This is a genomic window from Thalassotalea agariperforans (assembly GCF_053470345.1).
The window spans coordinates 362,978-379,948 of sequence record NZ_JBQMWH010000002.1 but is presented as its reverse complement, the minus strand read 5'-3'; the positions used below and the strand labels follow the sequence as shown (position 1 = coordinate 379,948).

Annotated in this window: 16 protein-coding genes and 1 other RNA gene; 8 read left to right on the top strand and 9 right to left on the bottom strand. The window is 36.7% G+C overall.

The window, feature by feature from the left end; genetic code table 11:
• Positions 1–746: 746 nt before the first annotated feature.
• The 4 genes from ACSLUO_RS04860 to ACSLUO_RS04845 all read right to left on the bottom strand — a co-directional run bounded on the left by ACSLUO_RS04860 (position 747) and on the right by ACSLUO_RS04845 (position 3,604).
• A complete protein-coding gene (locus tag ACSLUO_RS04860) occupies positions 747–1,241 on the bottom strand; it encodes a hypothetical protein (RefSeq protein WP_448246689.1) in 495 nt (164 codons plus the stop codon).
• A 121-nt stretch (positions 1,242–1,362) separates the two neighbouring features.
• On the bottom strand, positions 1,363–2,097 hold the full coding sequence (locus tag ACSLUO_RS04855; protein WP_448246688.1) for a hypothetical protein: 735 nt from the start codon (positions 2,095–2,097) through the stop codon (positions 1,363–1,365).
• Between the two features lie 179 nt (positions 2,098–2,276).
• The gene (locus tag ACSLUO_RS04850) at positions 2,277–2,579 is read right to left on the bottom strand and encodes a DUF3301 domain-containing protein (RefSeq protein WP_448246686.1); all 303 of its coding nucleotides are present in this window, start codon (positions 2,577–2,579) and stop codon (positions 2,277–2,279) included.
• An 8-nt stretch (positions 2,580–2,587) separates the two neighbouring features.
• Entirely contained in the window at positions 2,588–3,604 is a 1,017-nt protein-coding gene (locus ACSLUO_RS04845) for a DUF3549 family protein (RefSeq protein WP_448246684.1), read from the bottom strand.
• A 117-nt stretch (positions 3,605–3,721) separates the two neighbouring features.
• Between ACSLUO_RS04845 and truC the strand changes: the two genes are divergently transcribed.
• From truC to ACSLUO_RS04830, 3 genes are all read left to right on the top strand, one after another.
• Positions 3,722–4,504 (top strand): tRNA pseudouridine(65) synthase TruC, encoded by a 783-nt coding sequence (truC, locus tag ACSLUO_RS04840; RefSeq protein ID WP_448246682.1) that lies wholly within the window; start codon positions 3,722–3,724, stop codon positions 4,502–4,504.
• Positions 4,505–4,662: 158 nt separating this feature from the next.
• Positions 4,663–5,481: a substrate-binding periplasmic protein gene (locus ACSLUO_RS04835; protein WP_448246680.1), complete on the top strand. Its 819-nt coding sequence runs from the start codon at positions 4,663–4,665 to the stop codon at positions 5,479–5,481.
• A gap of 69 nt (positions 5,482–5,550) precedes the next feature.
• On the top strand, positions 5,551–6,432 hold the full coding sequence (locus ACSLUO_RS04830; RefSeq protein WP_448246679.1) for a substrate-binding periplasmic protein: 882 nt from the start codon (positions 5,551–5,553) through the stop codon (positions 6,430–6,432).
• 58 nt (positions 6,433–6,490) lie between these two features.
• On the opposite strand, the gene ACSLUO_RS04825 is transcribed toward ACSLUO_RS04830, so the two are convergent.
• Positions 6,491–6,823, bottom strand: a complete 333-nt coding sequence (locus tag ACSLUO_RS04825) for a hypothetical protein (RefSeq protein ID WP_448246677.1) — start codon at positions 6,821–6,823, stop codon at positions 6,491–6,493.
• A gap of 493 nt (positions 6,824–7,316) precedes the next feature.
• On the opposite strand from ACSLUO_RS04825, the gene ACSLUO_RS04820 reads away from it, so the two are divergent.
• Both ACSLUO_RS04820 and ACSLUO_RS04815 read left to right on the top strand, forming a co-directional pair.
• Entirely contained in the window at positions 7,317–8,174 is an 858-nt protein-coding gene (locus tag ACSLUO_RS04820) for a PA4780 family RIO1-like protein kinase (protein WP_448246675.1), read from the top strand.
• 239 nt (positions 8,175–8,413) lie between these two features.
• Positions 8,414–10,018: an ABC-F family ATPase gene (locus ACSLUO_RS04815; protein WP_448246673.1), complete on the top strand. Its 1,605-nt coding sequence runs from the start codon at positions 8,414–8,416 to the stop codon at positions 10,016–10,018.
• 151 nt (positions 10,019–10,169) lie between these two features.
• Here the strand turns inward: ACSLUO_RS04815 and ssrA are convergent.
• Together ssrA and smpB are read right to left on the bottom strand one after the other, a co-directional pair.
• Positions 10,170–10,520: a transfer-messenger RNA gene (gene ssrA / locus ACSLUO_RS04810) on the bottom strand.
• Between the two features lie 85 nt (positions 10,521–10,605).
• Positions 10,606–11,100, bottom strand: a complete 495-nt coding sequence (gene smpB / locus ACSLUO_RS04805; RefSeq protein WP_448246671.1) for an SsrA-binding protein SmpB — start codon at positions 11,098–11,100, stop codon at positions 10,606–10,608.
• Between the two features lie 129 nt (positions 11,101–11,229).
• Here smpB and ACSLUO_RS04800 point away from each other — a divergent pair, with 129 nt between their 5' ends.
• Complete coding sequence (locus ACSLUO_RS04800) at positions 11,230–11,670, top strand: type II toxin-antitoxin system RatA family toxin (RefSeq protein WP_448246669.1); 441 nt, start codon at positions 11,230–11,232, stop codon at positions 11,668–11,670.
• Positions 11,663–12,028, top strand: a complete 366-nt coding sequence (locus ACSLUO_RS04795) for an RnfH family protein (protein ID WP_448246667.1) — start codon at positions 11,663–11,665, stop codon at positions 12,026–12,028. Before ACSLUO_RS04800 ends, ACSLUO_RS04795 begins: the two co-directional genes overlap by 8 nt.
• A 70-nt stretch (positions 12,029–12,098) precedes the next feature.
• Here the strand turns inward: ACSLUO_RS04795 and ACSLUO_RS04790 are convergent, their stop codons facing one another.
• Both ACSLUO_RS04790 and recN read right to left on the bottom strand, forming a co-directional pair.
• Positions 12,099–12,446: an outer membrane protein assembly factor BamE gene (locus ACSLUO_RS04790; protein ID WP_448246665.1), complete on the bottom strand. Its 348-nt coding sequence runs from the start codon at positions 12,444–12,446 to the stop codon at positions 12,099–12,101.
• A gap of 80 nt (positions 12,447–12,526) precedes the next feature.
• A complete protein-coding gene (gene recN, locus ACSLUO_RS04785; protein ID WP_448246663.1) occupies positions 12,527–14,191 on the bottom strand; it encodes a DNA repair protein RecN in 1,665 nt (554 codons plus the stop codon).
• A 255-nt stretch (positions 14,192–14,446) separates the two neighbouring features.
• Between recN and ACSLUO_RS04780 the strand changes: the two genes are divergently transcribed.
• A complete protein-coding gene (locus ACSLUO_RS04780; RefSeq protein WP_448246661.1) occupies positions 14,447–16,969 on the top strand; it encodes a GGDEF/EAL domain-containing response regulator in 2,523 nt (840 codons plus the stop codon).
• Positions 16,970–16,971: the final 2 nt, after the last annotated feature.

The window sequence follows — 16,971 nt, the reverse complement described above, 5'->3', positions numbered from 1 at the left end:
TTGAAAGTATTTTTCCTGATAAATACTTTATAACTTGAATATTTGCATCAAGTCATATTGTCGCGGTGGCGACAGCACCCAAAGGGACGCTGCGCTGCGCCCCTCTGGACTCCCCAGCGCTGCTAACAAACGCTGACCTTGCATGAATAAATTCGATTTTCGACGTACCAGCTGGAAGGCACATCCATGTGCCACCAGCTTTTGCCATCATCCTTGATGGCAATACGTGAATCGAATTTTTCATTTCAGGCGTTTGTTCAAGCAGGATCTTGCTTCGTTCTCGTTTAGTGTTTTTGGTGGATCAGTTTGCTGCGTTAATTACTTGTTTTTTATAATTGATAAAGAAACGAGCCTCAAATTCAACACCAGTCCCATTGAAGCGGATTAATTTTTATTGAGTGAAAATTTTGCTTATGTGAGACAGGAAGTCGAGCACTGATGTTGGCACAGGGAAGTGCCATCATCAGGAATAAGAAAAATTACGAAATTAAAATTAATGTTACCGCTGAGTTGGGCACCGAGGCGACTGCATGGATGCAGGAGGTAGAACAACGCAGGAGCAGTTGTCGAGAGTTGTAAGGGGGAAATGGGTGTTCTTTCCCCCTTGTGTGCAGCGGCCACCGCCGCAATAAAACCGGAAATAATCACTATATTTGAAAGTATTTTTCCTGAAAAAGCTTCAAAGTGAATGTTTATTTTGAATATATTACGAGGCTAAATAGCTTTAAAAAAACTACTCAAAAAACTTACGCTTCAAGCGCTTCTATTTTTTTACCTAATAAACCAATTAACGTGGCATTTAATGAAACAAGTTGCGAATCAAGCGCTTTTCGTTTGGCTTGTGCGTCTTCGGTTTTTTCACCGTTTAATGCACGAATTTGTTGCTGAACTTCTTTAATTTTCTCTTGAACTTTTTCTATCATTTTATCAAAACGTTCAGTGTCGGTTTCACTCACTTCTTCGGTTTGTTGTGTCTTTTTCAACTGCGTTTGTTTGGCTAATTCGTTAGCTATAGCACTTTGCTCTTCGGCTAACTTTTTTTGCGCTTCATTTGAAAGGTTAACGATAATGCTAGCGTTTTTAGTGTTTGAATATGGCGTAGTTGAATTATCGGAAGTAGCAGGCTGAATAATCTCATTACCTGATTTCTGAATATGATCAATATAACCTTGTTGCAGGTTTGCTTGGTTGAACGTGTTAATAATACTGTTCATATTAAATTGAGAGAATATAGTGAGCATAAGCCATGCTCACTATATCGTCTGCCAGTTAATTATCTTTAGCTTTAAATTATTGGCAGACGTTTGTTTTATGACGAAGTTAAATATTTAACTTCGTCAGTGTTTTAATTTGATTGCTAGGTTAATTAATTAGCAATTCGCTATAAAACGGGTGTTTGCCTAATACCGCTTGGCTGCCTTTTAGTGAAAAATTGTATCCGCATAAATTAAAACTACCACGTAAAGCAATAGCTTTAACTATGCTGGCGTTATCAAGTGGTGAAAAGTTAGCAAAGTATTGCTGACCATTTTCAACCAATACATTTAAACTGCGGTAGCTTTCGCCATTGTTAAAGGTGATCGCTTGACAGCTTTTATCACCTTCGGTGGTTTGAATATCCCAAAGTTTTTGTGCTTGGCTTGTTTCAGCTTGCCAGCTGATCACAATACCGTTGTAGTCTGTCACCAGTACCGAAAAATTATCAGGCAAGGTAACTTTATGGTGACGATTATTTAGGTTAACTGTGGTTAAGGTTTCAATTGGTTCAACTACGGGCTCGTCAACAACCTCAGGCTCGGCTGAAAACAGTGAAACTATTAAGCTAATTAACACTAGTGCGCTGATAATAGCGGCAATTATGATATTAATGCGTTTATTGATAAATACTTTGTCTAAGCAAAAACGTTTAACAATAACAAATAGGGCAGAGGCTTTTTCAGTAACTTGCGCCATGATTTGTTGTGTTAAGTCGTTTTTTTTCGCTGAATGCCGCCTTGCTTGATGCTGGTTAGCATAAGCGGCTTGTTGCAGGTGCTCGTCTAGTTTTTCTGGTTCACTAGATAGAGTAGGCTCTATACGTCGTGTTGTTCGGGTCATATCAATAATCAGTAAACGTTAATTGTGTGTCGTAAATTGGTAACAGCGCGATAGCTTAATTAATACCATGCTTAGCTTCTAAACTGTAACATGGCATTTAATTTGTTAGTTATGATAGCGTAAACAAAGGCGCAATTAAAAGGATGATGCTTTATATCTTTAACGGTTTATTGTTACCATTAATGTACGCGGTAAGGTGGAACGGTAACGTTTTCAAGTTTTAAACCGCGTAAAATCATTGTGCCTTGATAACTGGCTTCACCATCACCGCTGAATTCAAAGTCAAAATTACTGAGCCAATGTATTCCGTATTTTTTATTAAATTTAAGCACACTTGAACGCCTAGCTACGGCAATAAATTGTAAGTTGGCTTGTTCGCAGTATTGCTGTGCGTGCTTATTGCCTATTTCCGCAATTTTTCGCAAGTAAACGAAATACCAAAACACCAATAAAACGAACAGTAAATAATATATGTTTTCCATAAGAGGTCTTATTGTTGTTGATTAAAGAGTGCGCCAATTGCTTTGGCTAAGTCAGCTGAGCGGTTTGGCTCACGCATGCATTCAAATAAAATGGGGCGGATCTGTGGAATTGCAACCAAGTCTTTAAAAATAGCTGGAAATAATTGAGATTCGGGCATTAATACTAAACATTCTAAATACGCTAATAAGCGCGTTTTATCCGCTAAGGCTAACCAGTTTCGGCCAGCTAAGGTAATTAAACTTTCAGCCGATAATTTTTGCTCTGCTAATAATTGCTCAATAAATGCGATCACATGCGGATGTTCGCTACTGCTAGCCAGTGCACGTAAGTACCAGTCTAATTGTCGGTTGGTTTTATAACCTTGAATAAGCGCGGCAATTAGCTCTGCCGATAACTGCTGGTTTTCTAATGCGCCACAAACCGGTTGTAATACTTCATCGGGTAAATGAGGTAAGGCGTTAAGCAAACGTTGGTTGTTATTATCTTCATTTAACCGTTGGGCAAAATCGGCAATACCTTGTACGCCAACTCCTTGCCAGTTTTGCCATGTTAACTCACCAGCAAAATAACTTTGGCAATGTTCATAATGTATACTTGCTGGTTGTTTTAACTCTTTTTTTAATAAGCTGTTAATGGTGGCTAATTTATATTGCGCTGGCGTGAAATGATACGGATTACTTTTTAATAATTCTTCTTGCTGCTCGGTAGGATCAACCGATAAGTCAGATCCTAACGCTTCAATGATAATGGCAATAAAATGATTACGCGCACCTTGGTTTAATAAACCACGCTCATCAAGAGGAAGTTTTACAAACCACAAATAAGGCTCAGTCGATTTTTTTTGCCAAAAGGCAATCGCGAGAAAAGCATGCCCTTGTGATGGAAAAGGGTAAGGCAGATGAGTCATTTCAATTTTATCGAATTGTTCTTTTGACAGTTTATCTATTTTTCGGCCCATGTCGTAAATACGATATTGGCAATTTGATAAAGCTAATAATTCAGAAATAGTAGAAATGTGACTCACGTTAAATAACTCATGATTTTAGGTGGTTTTAGCCACGCATTATAGAGATAATACCGCCTTAACACCATAAGTTATCTCTAACCTTTCTATAATCTTTATTGGCGATTTAATAAAAATATGACAACACCTATAAATGAACAGCCAAGCAGTACGCTGGCAGCGCCAGAAAAACCTGTGTTAACCATTTTATATCAAGATGAATATTTAGTTGCGGTAGATAAACCTGCCGGTTTATTTGTTCATCGTAGTTATTTAGATCGCCATGAAATTTATTTTGCTTTGCAATTGGTACGTGACCAAATTGGGCAATATGTTTACCCTGTACATCGCTTAGATCGCCCAACCTCAGGGGTGTTATTGTTTGCCTTAAATGAAGAGGTAGCTCGCAAAATGGGGGAGCTGTTTAGCTCGCACAATATTGAAAAAACTTATTATGCCTTAACCCGTGGCCATTTAATAAGTAGTGGTGAAATTGATCATCCGTTAAAAGAAAAACTCGACAAAATTGCCGATAAATTTGCCGATCAAAATAAACCCGCTCAATCGGCTGTTACCTTATATCAATCAATTGCCACGGCCACTTTGCCAATTGCGGTGGGTAAATATAACAGCGTGCGTTATTCGTTAATTAAGTTATTACCTAAAACCGGACGTCGCCATCAAATTAGACGCCATTTAGCCCATCTTCGCCATCCTATTATTGGTGATATTAATTACGGTGATAATAAACAAAACCCATTTTTTTGTGAGCATTTTGGCTTTAAGCGCTTAATGTTAATTGCGCAATCGTTAAGCTTTATTCATCCAATAACACTTGCTCCTATTACTATTTCAACCCATTTTGATGACGATTGGCAAAAAGTGTTTCAAATGTGCGAGATCACACCACCGCAAACATAAGCATTATTTTTTTGTCTCAAACAGAAAAATATCAGTTTTCGCTTATAATCTAGTTATCACTAAAATAGTTGTAGAGTTTTAGCTTGTTAAGTAAACAAACGTGGTTACTGTTTAATTTTGTTATTTTTAGTTGTTCAGTGGGCTTGTTTTCGAGTTTCTTGAACGCAAAAGATATTGTTTATCTTGATAAAGACGCTTCGATATATGACAAACGCATGTTGTATAAATTGGAAGTATTAAAAACCTCACTAGAAAAAACCAAAGCCGATTACGGCGATTATGCCATTGTTGAAAGAGCATTGCTGGCGGTTAAAAAGCGTGCTGTGGTTGAGGTTCAATCGGGTGAAAATATTAATGTGATGATGGCGGTGACCACGCAAGCGTTAGAAGATGCCTTATTGCCGATTCGTATTCCTATTCGTCGGGGTTTGCTTGAACATAGGTTGTTGGTAACAACGAAAAATAATGTCGAATTGTTTTCAACAGTTAAAAACCTGCAACAACTAAAAACGTTAACCCTAGGTTTAAAAAAAAGTTGGGCAATGACGGATGTGTTGAAATATCACGGCTTTCCGATTTTTGAAACCAACACATTAGATGGTTTGTTTAAAATGTTATCTGCCGGCAGGATCAAATATATGCCGCGAGGCATTAATGAAATTTATGATGAAATTGACAGCCGTAGCGCCACTTTAACCAATTTGGCTGTTGAACCAAGATTAATCTTATCGATTAAATCGCCGTATTATATTTTTGTTTCTCCTAAGTTTCCTAAGTTAGCAAAACGAATAGAAGAGGGCTTAGAGATCATGGTGGCCGATGGCACTTTAAAACAAATTTTTAATCGTTTTCATGGCGAAAAAATTAAAAAAGCACAGCTGAGTAAACGCATTATGATCGAATTAACGAATCCGAATTTACCTAAAAACATTCCGTTTGATCGAAAAGAGCTATGGTTTGAATTTGATAACAACTAGTGTTTTTTAACTGCATGGCGTAACTGTTAATTTACAGCTATACCTAATAAACAGAGTTTGAGGTTACTTATGTTCAACCCAAAAATATTAATGATGATTAGCTGTTTATTGTCTTTTTTCTCCTTAGCTAAAGACGTTGTGCGTATTAATAAAGGCCAAGATAGTCATATTCAATACAAGATGATTATTTTACAAACGGCGTTAGCTGTTACAGAAAAAAAGTATGGTGATTATGAGGTTATAATTAACGGCCCACCAACCACCATTAAACGTGCGATCATGGAAATTAAATCAGGTAACACCATTAATGCTTTTATGGCGGTTACCACCCCAGCATGGGAAAAAAATACCCTTGTGATACGAATTCCTGTCAGACGGGGAATTCTTAATTATCGATTATTAAGTGTTCACAAAAACAATCTCGATAAATTTGCCAATGTACATACGCTTGAAGATCTTAAAAAGTTACAAGGTGGTGTTAGGATCGGCTGGGCAACAACAGCTGTATTAAAAAGCCACGCTTTTAAACTTTTTGAGGCAAATACTTTAAGAGGGCTTTACCACATGCTGGAAAATAATCGGGTTGATTATATTCCACGTGGTGCAAATGAAATTTATAATGAATTATTACTACGCAAAAATAGCCACCCTAATTTAGTGGTTGAGCCTTCGTTAGCGCTTTATATTCCTGCCCCGTATTATATTTTTATTTCACCTAAAGAAGCTAAGTTAGCCCAGCGTATTGAAGAAGGGTTAGAGCTAATGATTGCTGATGGCTTGTTAGAGCGAATATTTTATCAACATTATGCGGATAACATTAAACGGGCAAACCTAGCGAATCGTCGTATCATTACAATAGGTAATCCATTTTTACCGGTTGAAACGCCATTAGCTAGAAAAGAATTATGGTTTGAAAATGATCCTCAAATGCAGAGCCTAGAACTACATTAACTTGTTGTTTGTAAATTTTTATAGATTTATAAGTTTATAGGTTTAGGTAAATAAAATATTAAAGTTTTTCAGCTTTAATAAATTTTGCATTAATATCATTATCTAATGCCGTTGTTAACCAATTCGCGTGAGTTGGAGCCGGTGAGTCAGACTTATTGCCCAGTATTGAAACATAATTCATATATCCCCATTGCTCGGTTTGTTGTTTAGCGAAAGCGAGCATAAATAATTGATCTTCGGGTAATGGCCTATTTAATAACGACATGGCTAATTCAAAGTCAGAAGTTAGTGGCCGTTTAACTTCTGAATAGCTAAAATTTTCTTGTGTGCTTGCACAAGCACTTAATATTACAGCCATTATCATCGAACTTACCACTTGCCATATTTTCATTTTTGAATACCACATCAGCTATTTTATTAGTGATATATCAAGGGTTGTGCCAAGTTAATTTGACGTTTTTAATAAACTGATTTTTATAGAATTAATTATATTGCATTGATAACCGCCGGTTGATTTGTTGTGGGTGTCAAAAAAATAGCGCTTAAAAATAAAGCGCTTTTGAAAGCGCGAGTATGACAAATGCCAACATAAAAAATGTCATATTATTAACTTAAACTTACGTGAGCAAAGCTGGATATTATCGAAAAAAGAGACATTGTATGTAGAAATATACATACCCCGAGTTAAGGTTAGTTATTACCAAATTAAGGTTAATTACGTTATCGGCGCTCATGCTGTTATACTGCTTTTTCGAACACTCAAATTTATGTCTTTTTAACGTTATTGTTCTCAAAGTTAAGTGCTCAACGTTTAAGCCAACTATTCGCCAGTTCTGATATCTTGGGTAAGGTATCAGCTTCGTTTTAAAGGTACCCTGTGTAACATGAAAACCCCTAGTAGAATTCAGCCACTTGTTGAAGATGGCTTAGTTGACGAAGTGATTTGTCAGTTAATGAGTGGTAAAGAAGCCACGGTTTATATGGTACGTAGTGGTGACGATATTCTTTGCGCCAAAGTGTATAAAGAAGCCAATAAACGTAGCTTTAAAAAAGCGGCGCAATATCAAGAAGGGCGTAAAAGTCGTAACAGTAGACGTGCACGTGCCATGGAAAAAGGCTCTAAGTATGGTCGAGCTCAACAAGAAGAAGCATGGCAAAATGCTGAAGTTGATGCCTTAAAACAATTAGCTGAAGCGGGTGTTAGAGTGCCTGAGGCTTATGGTTGTTATAACGGTGTTTTACTGATGGAGCTAATTACTGATGATGACGGTGATGTTGCGCCACGCTTAAATGATGTTTCGATGACAGCAGAGCAAGCCATAGAAGACTTTGAAGTAGTGATCATTTATGTTTTGCGGATGTTATGCGCAGGTATTATTCATGGTGATTTATCTGAATTTAATGTGTTAGTTGACGCTTATGGCCCAGTAATTATTGATTTACCGCAAGCGGTAGATGCCTCTGCGAATAATAATGCAAAAGCGATGTTGATCCGTGACGTTGAAAATATGACCGCTTATTATGGTCAATATGCACCGGAATTATTAGGTACAAAATACGCGCATGAAATGTGGGCTATTTATGAAAAAAGTGAACTAACACCAGAAACAGAATTAACCGGTTATTTTGCTGATGCCAATGCTAAAGCAAATGTTGGTAGCGTGCTTGATGAAATCAAAGCGGCCTTTGAAGAAAATGAAGCTAACCTTGAACGGATCAAAGAAGCTAACGAAATTGAATAACCATTAACGAGCCTTGATTCAAATACTCAGGCTCATGATGCCGCTTAATCTTCAGACAAAAACTAAATTTATCAATTAATCTTCGGCGCTTTGCTGTATAATGCGCCACCTTATTCTGGTGACCAAACATAGCGCTAATTTTTCAGTATTGTTTATCATCACTCACACGCCTTAACACCTAGTTTTTTTAAACTTTTAGTTATTAATTAACGCTGTTAAGAAAAATTAGGAATGCAGTTTTGATCTCTACCTCTAACATCACCATGCAATTTGGCGCTGAGCCGTTGTTTGAAAATATTTCGGCTAAGTTTGGCAATGGCAACCGCTACGGTTTAATTGGCGCAAACGGTTGCGGAAAATCAACGTTTATGAAAATACTCAGTGGTGAACTTGCACCTAGCTCAGGTAATGTTTCAATAACCTCAGGTTATAAAGTTGGTACCTTAAGCCAAGATCAATTTGCTTTTGAAGAGCATAGCGTTATTGACACGGTGATCATGGGGGATGTTGCTTTATGGAAAGTAAAACAAGAACGTGACGCCATTTATGCTAACCCAGACATGACCGAAGAAGATGGCATGCGTGTTGGCGATTTAGAAAGCCAATTTGCTGAAATGGATGGTTATAGTGCTGAAAGTCGCGCTGGCGAAATTTTATTAGAAGCAGGTATTGAAGAATCTTTTCATTATGGCTTAATGCAACAAGTGGCACCTGGTTGGAAATTACGTGTGTTATTAGCACAAGCTTTATTTGCTAACCCTGATATTTTGTTACTTGATGAGCCAACCAACAACTTAGACATTCACACCATTAGTTGGTTAGAAGGTGAATTAAATAAACGTAAATGTACCATGATCATTATTTCCCATGATCGCCATTTTCTTAATTCAGTTTGTACTCACATGGCAGATATTGATTACGGTGAGTTGCGTATATATCCTGGTAATTATGAATTTTATTTAGCGCAATCAAGCTTATTACGTGAGCAGCTATTAGCAGGCAATACCAAAAAAGCGGAAGAAATTGCTGAATTACAAGACTTTGTTAACCGTTTTGGCGCTAATGCTTCAAAGGCAAAACAAGCAAGTTCACGTGCGAAAAAAATGGATAAAATTAAACTTGATGAGGTTAAAGCATCAAGTCGTATCACCCCGAAAATTGCTTTTGCACCCGGCAAAAAAATGCATCGCCAAGCGTTAGAGTTAGAAAACCTAAGCCATGGATTTGAAGAGGGCGTATTATTCAAAAACGGTAACTTATTACTTGAAGCGGGCGCTAAACTTGCCATTATTGGCGAAAACGGCGTTGGTAAAACCACCTTTTTACGCTGCTTAATGAGTGAGTTAGAACAACTTGAAGGCGTGGTTAAATGGTCTGAAAATGCTGCTATTGGTTATTGCCCGCAAGACAGTGGTCATTTCTTTGAAAACGACTTAACGTTAATGGATTGGATGTCACAATGGCGCAGACCATGTCACAACGATTTAGCCGTACGTGGCATGTTAGGGCGTATGTTATTTACCGACGACGATGCCAACAAAAAAGCCCGTAATTGCTCAGGTGGTGAGAAAAACCGTTTATTATTCGGTATGTTAATGATGCAAGATGTGAACGTATTGATCATGGACGAACCAACTAACCACATGGATATTGAAGCTATCGATGCTTTAAACAACGCCTTGAAAGACTTTGAAGGTACCTTAATTTTTGTCAGTCATGACCGTGAGTTTGTTTCCAGCTTAGCTACGCGTATTATTGACATAAAAGACAAACAGCTTATAGATTTTCAAGGCACGTTAGATGAATACCTTGATAACCAAAAACAAGCACAACATGTTGCGTAGTACTTCTCACTTATAAGTGAATGAGAACTTATTGATAAAAACCACCTTCAACTAAGGTGGTTTTTTTTTGATTATTTTTTAAGTCGGTAAAAATAATTATTGAATTTAAGACGAAAAAAAAGACGCTAAAAAGCGTCTTTAATTCTTAAGGTGGTGGAGCTGGGGGGATTTGAACCCCCGTCCGAAAAACCTACATCCTCGGTACTACATGCTTAGTCGATTATTTATTTAACCAATTGGACGCCAACCGACAGGCTTCGTCATGGTGAGCTTGATACTATTTCGCGGTTCGGCCTCAAGCGTGCGTCCCTCGCTATCCTATTTAGGGTGACCATCGATTCTCAAGACAATAGGAGAGTCTATGAGGCGATGGCTAGCATTAAGCTGCTAGTGCGAACGTTTCGTCGTTTGCAATTATAGTTTTGCGGCTTTTTACCAGGCCAACCGCCCCTGGGCATGCACCTTGGGTTTCATGAATCTCGTCGAATCCTGAATCAGCCCCAAAGTTTAAAGCTGGTATGCTTCAAAGCCAATTGTACTAGGCTTTGTAGCAATACACAACGTGTTAATTTTTAATCTGTTTTTGCTTAAATTTTATTTAAGTTTTTGTTTTTCATGGCGCGTCCTTTTTCTACTTGCCATTCGCGGTCTTTAATATCAGAACGTTTGTCATGATCTTTTTTACCTTTACCTAAATAAAACTCAAGTTTTACCCAGCATTTTTTCCAATACATTGCCGTTGCTATAAGTGAATAGCCTTCGCGATCAACTGCGCCAGCTAATTTATCTAGTTCTCGTTTATTTAATAATAATTTACGATCACGGTTAGGGTCACATACAACATGACTTGACGCTTGGTTAAGCGGCATAATTTCCGCACCAACTAAATAAGCTTCACGATCCTTAATAAAAACATAACAATCAGAAATATTCGCTTTACCACTACGAATACTTTTAATTTCCCAGCCTTGTAAACTCATTCCTGCTTCAAACTTGTCTGTCAGGTTATAGTTGTGCCTTGCTTTTTTATTTAACGCAATTGTGTTGCTGTTAGATTTATCTTTTGATTTTTTCTTTGCCATAGTGCGGCTCATTATACGTATAAATTTTTGCTTTTAAATGACTATTTTATAAATTAAAGATAGTTAATAAGGCTAATGCGCTTTTTTACATGTTTTGCTATCATAGCGGCATAAAATTAAGGGGGATAAATGCCAAACATTAGTCGTAGTGCGCTGGTTATGCATAGCGTTGAAGAAATGTTTTTATTAATAAATGATGTTGAGAATTATCCGCATTTTTTGCCTGACTGTGGTGGTAGTAAAATAATTAGCCAAAGTGATACTTCAATGACTGCGTCAATATTAGTAGCAAAGGGGGGGATCAAAAAATGGTTTACTACTGAAAATACCTTAATTACTAATCATAAAGTTACTTTGTCGTTAGTTGACGGGCCTTTTAAGTATTTAACTGGAGAGTGGGTGTTAACACCTTTGTCGGATGAGGCCTGTAAAATTCATTTTGAGTTAGACTATGAGTTTTCAAATAAGGTGCTAGCTTTAGCATTTGGGCGAGTATTTACTCATTTAATTAATAATATAGTGCAAGCATTTACCATGCGTGCAAAAGAGGTTTATGCAGCTGATGTCTGATGAAATAGCAACAACATCAACAATTCAAATTGAATTAGTTTATGGCACACCAACAAAACAAGAATTAATGGCGTTAACGGTTGAACAAGGTTGCACTGTTGAACAAGCAATTCAAACATCAGGTATTTTAGACATGTTTGATGAAATTGATTTATCTGTTAACAAAGTGGGAATTTGGAACCATACCGTTAAGCTTGAGCAAGTGTTAACGGATTTAGATCGAATTGAAATTTATCGCCCGTTAATTGCCGATCCAAAAGAAGTGAGAAAACGCCGAGCGGAAAAAGCAAAAGAAGAAGGGCGTGCTGATAAGGTAACGGGTGGTAGAGTCAACCCACTTAGAGGTAAAAATAACTAACTATAGTAATTAATATAACGTTTAGCTTCAAAACCACTTAAAAGAAGTTATTGAAGCTAAAGTGTGATTCTTAATTAACGATAGGTGTATAAAAAGACTCAGGTAATTCAAAGTCACCACTGGCTTTAGTTAATATATTATCTTCAAATATTACCGTAAAACGTTTTTGTAGATTAAGTTCTTCTGAGCGACCAGATTTGAATTGGTAGACATAATGCCAAGTATCATTTTCAAAACTGTCTTGTACTACTGGGCTACCAAGGACAAATTTTACTTGTTCTTTGGTCATACCTAGCTGTAATTTATCAACGCTTTTTTTATCTAAAAAATTACCTTGTGGGATATCAATACGGTAAACCCAACTTGAACAGGCAGATAATAACGACAATAACGTGATGAAAATTAATTTGTTAACCATGAAAATAAAATACCTTTTTAATGAAGCAAGGCATAATAACGGAGCCTGCCTTGTTATTCAAAATAAATTATCGCTTTTTATTAACCGGCTAATAATTCTTTGGCATTAGCCAAACTATGCTCGGAAATTTTATTACCTGCTAATAAGCGCGCAATTTCTTGGACACGAGCTTGTTCACAAAGTTCAGTAACCGTTGTTTCCGTATGTTCACCATCGGTGAGTTTAGCAACAAACATTTGCTGATGACCTTTACAAGCCACTTGTGGCAAGTGAGTAACACAAATAATTTGTGTGTTTTGAGCTAATTGTTGTAGTTTTTCACCAACCATAGCAGCAGTTGGGCCACTGATACCAACATCCACTTCATCAAAAATCAGGGTCGGCGATACTACTTTTTTCGCGAGGATCACTTGCATGGCTAAGCTTATTCGCGACAACTCACCACCTGAGGCAACTTTATTCATTGCTTCTAATTTTTGACCTGGGTTTAGCGTTACTAAAAACTCAATATCATCTAAACCGTTAATACTAATTGTGTCAGCATGATCGTTTTTTACCGCAATGTTAAATTGGCCGTGGGGCATATTTAACTCTTGCATGCTGGCGGTAATTTTTTTGCTTAAGGTTGCGGCGGACTTTATTCGTGAGTTTGATAGTTTTTCTGCCGCGGCTTGATAATTTGTTTTGGCTAAATCAATGTCAGCATAAATATTTTCTAAACGCGTTTCATCGTGGCTCATTGCTGCTAGTTCAGCCGATAGGGTTTGATGAAATTGAGTTAAGTTTTCCGGTGCAATTTGATGTTTTTTGGCCAGTTGAACGGCTAACGAATAACGTTCTTCTAATAAACTAAAAGCTTCTGGATCTAATTCTAATTTATCATAGTAGTGTCTAAGGTCATTGTTTGCTTCTTCTAACTGAATTAATGCATCTGATATCATCGATGAAATATTAACAAGTTCATTATCAAAACCACTTAAGGCAGACATGTGATCATGACATTTGCGCAACGCATCTAATACATTAAATTGCTCGTCTTCAGATAGAATTTGTAAAGACGCTAAGGTTTGATTAAGAATGTCTTGGGCATTACTGTGGCGTTTGTAGTCATGCTCAAGTTGTAAAAACTCATCTGCTTGTAATGAAAATTCATCAAGTTCACGCACTTGATATTGCAGTAGCTGTTTTTTGGCTTCACGTTCACTTTTTGCTTGTTGTAAAGTATCTAATTCTTTGGTCAGTGTGTGCCATTGTTGATAGTAATATTTTACTTCATTTTGTAAATCATGGTGACCAGCATAAGCGTCTAACATACGACGTTGTTCGGTATTTTTTACAATCAGCTGGTGGTCGTGTTGACCATGAATATTCAATAATAAGCCGCCTAGCTCTTTTAATTGTGCAAGGGGAACTTGGCTACCATTGATGTATGCACGAGAACGACCTTCGGCTGAGATCACACGGCGTAAAATGCATTCATCATCTAACAGTAAATCATGATTTTTTAACCAGTTTTTTGCCGTGATATTTTTATTTATTGCAAAAGTCGCGGTTAATTCAGCTTTAGTGCAGTTAGGTCTTACGACATTGGCAACAGCTCTAGCGCCTAAACATAAGCCTAAGGCGTCAATAGCAATGGATTTACCCGCTCCGGTTTCACCGGTAATGGTTGTCATACCTTTATGCCATTCAAGCTCTAATGAACGTACGATGGCAAAATTTTGAATGTTTAGTTGTAAAAGCATAAATTAACCAATTTAAAAAGCACTGTTTGTATATACAGTAATTTATACAGTGTTTGTTTTTAATGCAAGTAAGAAATAAAATTTTTTTCTGCTATTTTAATTAAAACGGTTTAATTATATTTTTTTATTCAGCGCTAGCCCTTTAAAATTAAAGTCTGATCATATGTAAATAATAAGGGTTGAAAAGCAAGTAAAAAGCGCTTTAAACTGAATAAATAATAATAACTAAAAATGTAAATAGAATGAGTAGTCAATTTGATTATTTTATTAATTATTAAAAATGAGCAAATAAGGTTAGCAGCAGAACAACAGCTCCAAGCGTCTCAATATCAGGTTATTTCTGCTACTAATAGTCTTGACGGTATTTCAATTTTAAAAGTTAGAAATATTGATCTTGTGATCACCGAAGTTGCCATTGGTGATATTGACGGCTGGCGCTTAGCAAGGTTTATTCGTACTGGGGTGTTAGCTACCAGTCATGATGTTCCGATTGTATTGGTAACGGAAAATCACTGCGAGCGTATTGCTGAAACTACCGCAAGAATGTTCGACATTAATCGCGTTATTAGTTTTCAAGATATTTCCCACCTAGCCGAAGTTGCCCAGCAAGCACTAAACAATATTAATAATTTAAACATTCTCCCTAAAATTTTAGTCATTGAAGACACCGAAGATACCGCTAATCTTATTGTTCGAATGTTACAACATAAATTTCAACTTAAAGTTGCGAGTGACGGAATAAAAGGGCTTGAGGCATATAAGCAAGAAAAATTCGATATTGTTTTACTTGATATTCAATTACCCGGTATGTCAGGTGAACAAGTATTAGAGCATTTAATAGCGCTTAATCCTAAGCAAGTGGTTATTGCCATGACTGCCCATGGTACTGTGGATATTGCCGAATTGATGCTGATGAAAGGGGCGGCAGATTATATTCAAAAACCTTTTAAAGCCGAACAATTACGTAAAGTGTGTGATATTGCTGTAAAACGTGAAGACTTTATCATCTCCAATGAGCAGTTTTCAGCAAAAACGGTGGCTTTACTGAGTGAACAACAAAAATATGACTCTTTAGCTCAAACCCATTTTAGAATTTTAGACAGTTTAAATACCATCGTTATTGAGTTAAATGCAGCTGGCCGTATTACTTTTTTAAATCAAGCTTGGCATCAATGCACAGGCTATTTGGTTAACGAATCAATAGGACGACTATTTACTGATTTTATTCATTTTAGCAGTATTAATTTGATCGCTTATGTTGAAGAAAGTATTCAGTCGTTATTAACTAAAGTTAGTGAACATCAGGCAAATACTAGCCTTGAAATAAAGTTGGTCAATAAAACGAATGACTATTTTTGGAGTGAAGTTAATTTATCACCTTATTTTGATCAATATGGTGAATTATCTGGCATTGCCGGTACTATTGATAACATTAACATGCGCAAGCAAGCGGAAGAAAATTTAAAACACCTTGCTTTACATGACAAATTAACCGGCTTACATAATCGTTACTATTTCGATGAAGAATTAGCAAAAATTGCTAAAGTAAGTGCTAAAACAGGCATTGAATACGCACTTTTGTATGTTGATCTTGATCATTTTAAAGTGATTAATGACACTCAAGGCCATCATAAAGGTGATTTAGTATTAAAAGAAATAGCCAAATTATTAGCTGAGCATATTAATCAAGGTGATGTGTTGTGCCGGATAGGTGGCGATGAATTTGCAATTTTATTGCCAAAAACAGATCTATTATTGGCTGAAAAGCTAGCACATGAGTTGTGTAATACCATTGCCGACTGTTGTTTTCAGTATGAAGAACAAATTTATAAAGTTAGCTGTAGTATAGGTATTTCATTAATTAATGGTGAACAGCACAACAGCGAAATTTACCTACAACAAGCTGATATTGCGATGTTTGCCGCCAAAGAAAAAGGACGTAATCGAGTTCACATTTTTGCACATAACGATGGTGTTACTCACAGCTTAAAACAAAGCTTTGATTGGGTACAAAAAATTCAATCGGCGTTGGTGGCTGATCAAATTGTGATGGATTTTCAACCTGTTGTTAATTTAAAAACACTGGATGTTGTTTATTATGAAGCTTTAGTAAGATTAGTAATTGAAGATAAAGTGATATATCCAAATGATTTTATTCCTTCGTTAGAAAAAGCTGAAGATATGAATTTACTCGACCGTCACGTGATCGGTAAAACATTGAGCATGATGCATCAATACGCAGAGCTAAACTGTGTGGCGATAAACTTGTCGGCTCAGGCGTTCACCGACGACAGGTTACTTGATTTTATTAAACAAAAACTCGAACAATACCAAATTGAGCCGTCGAGGGTTATTTTTGAACTAACAGAAAGCGCCAGTTTATCAAACATTACAGGAACTCACCGTATGGTGGTTAGTTTAAATGAACTTGGTTGCGGTTTTTCAATTGACGATTTTGGTACTGGTTTTAGTACCTTTTCTTACCTAAAACAAATACCGGCACAAAGTGTAAAAATTGACGGTTCTTTCGTAAAAGACATGGATACAGATCCCACCGATGCCGCGCTGGTAAAAGCTATTCATGAAACCGCCATTGCACTTAATAAAAAAACCGTGGCTGAATTTGTTGAAAACGAAGAAATATTAAATAAATTAATTGAGCTAGGCATTGACTACGCACAAGGTTATTACATTGGCAAACCAATGAATATAGAAGCATTGTGTTATCAAAAAGAACAAAACACATTAACTAAAACAGCAACTCAAAACGCAAGTTAACA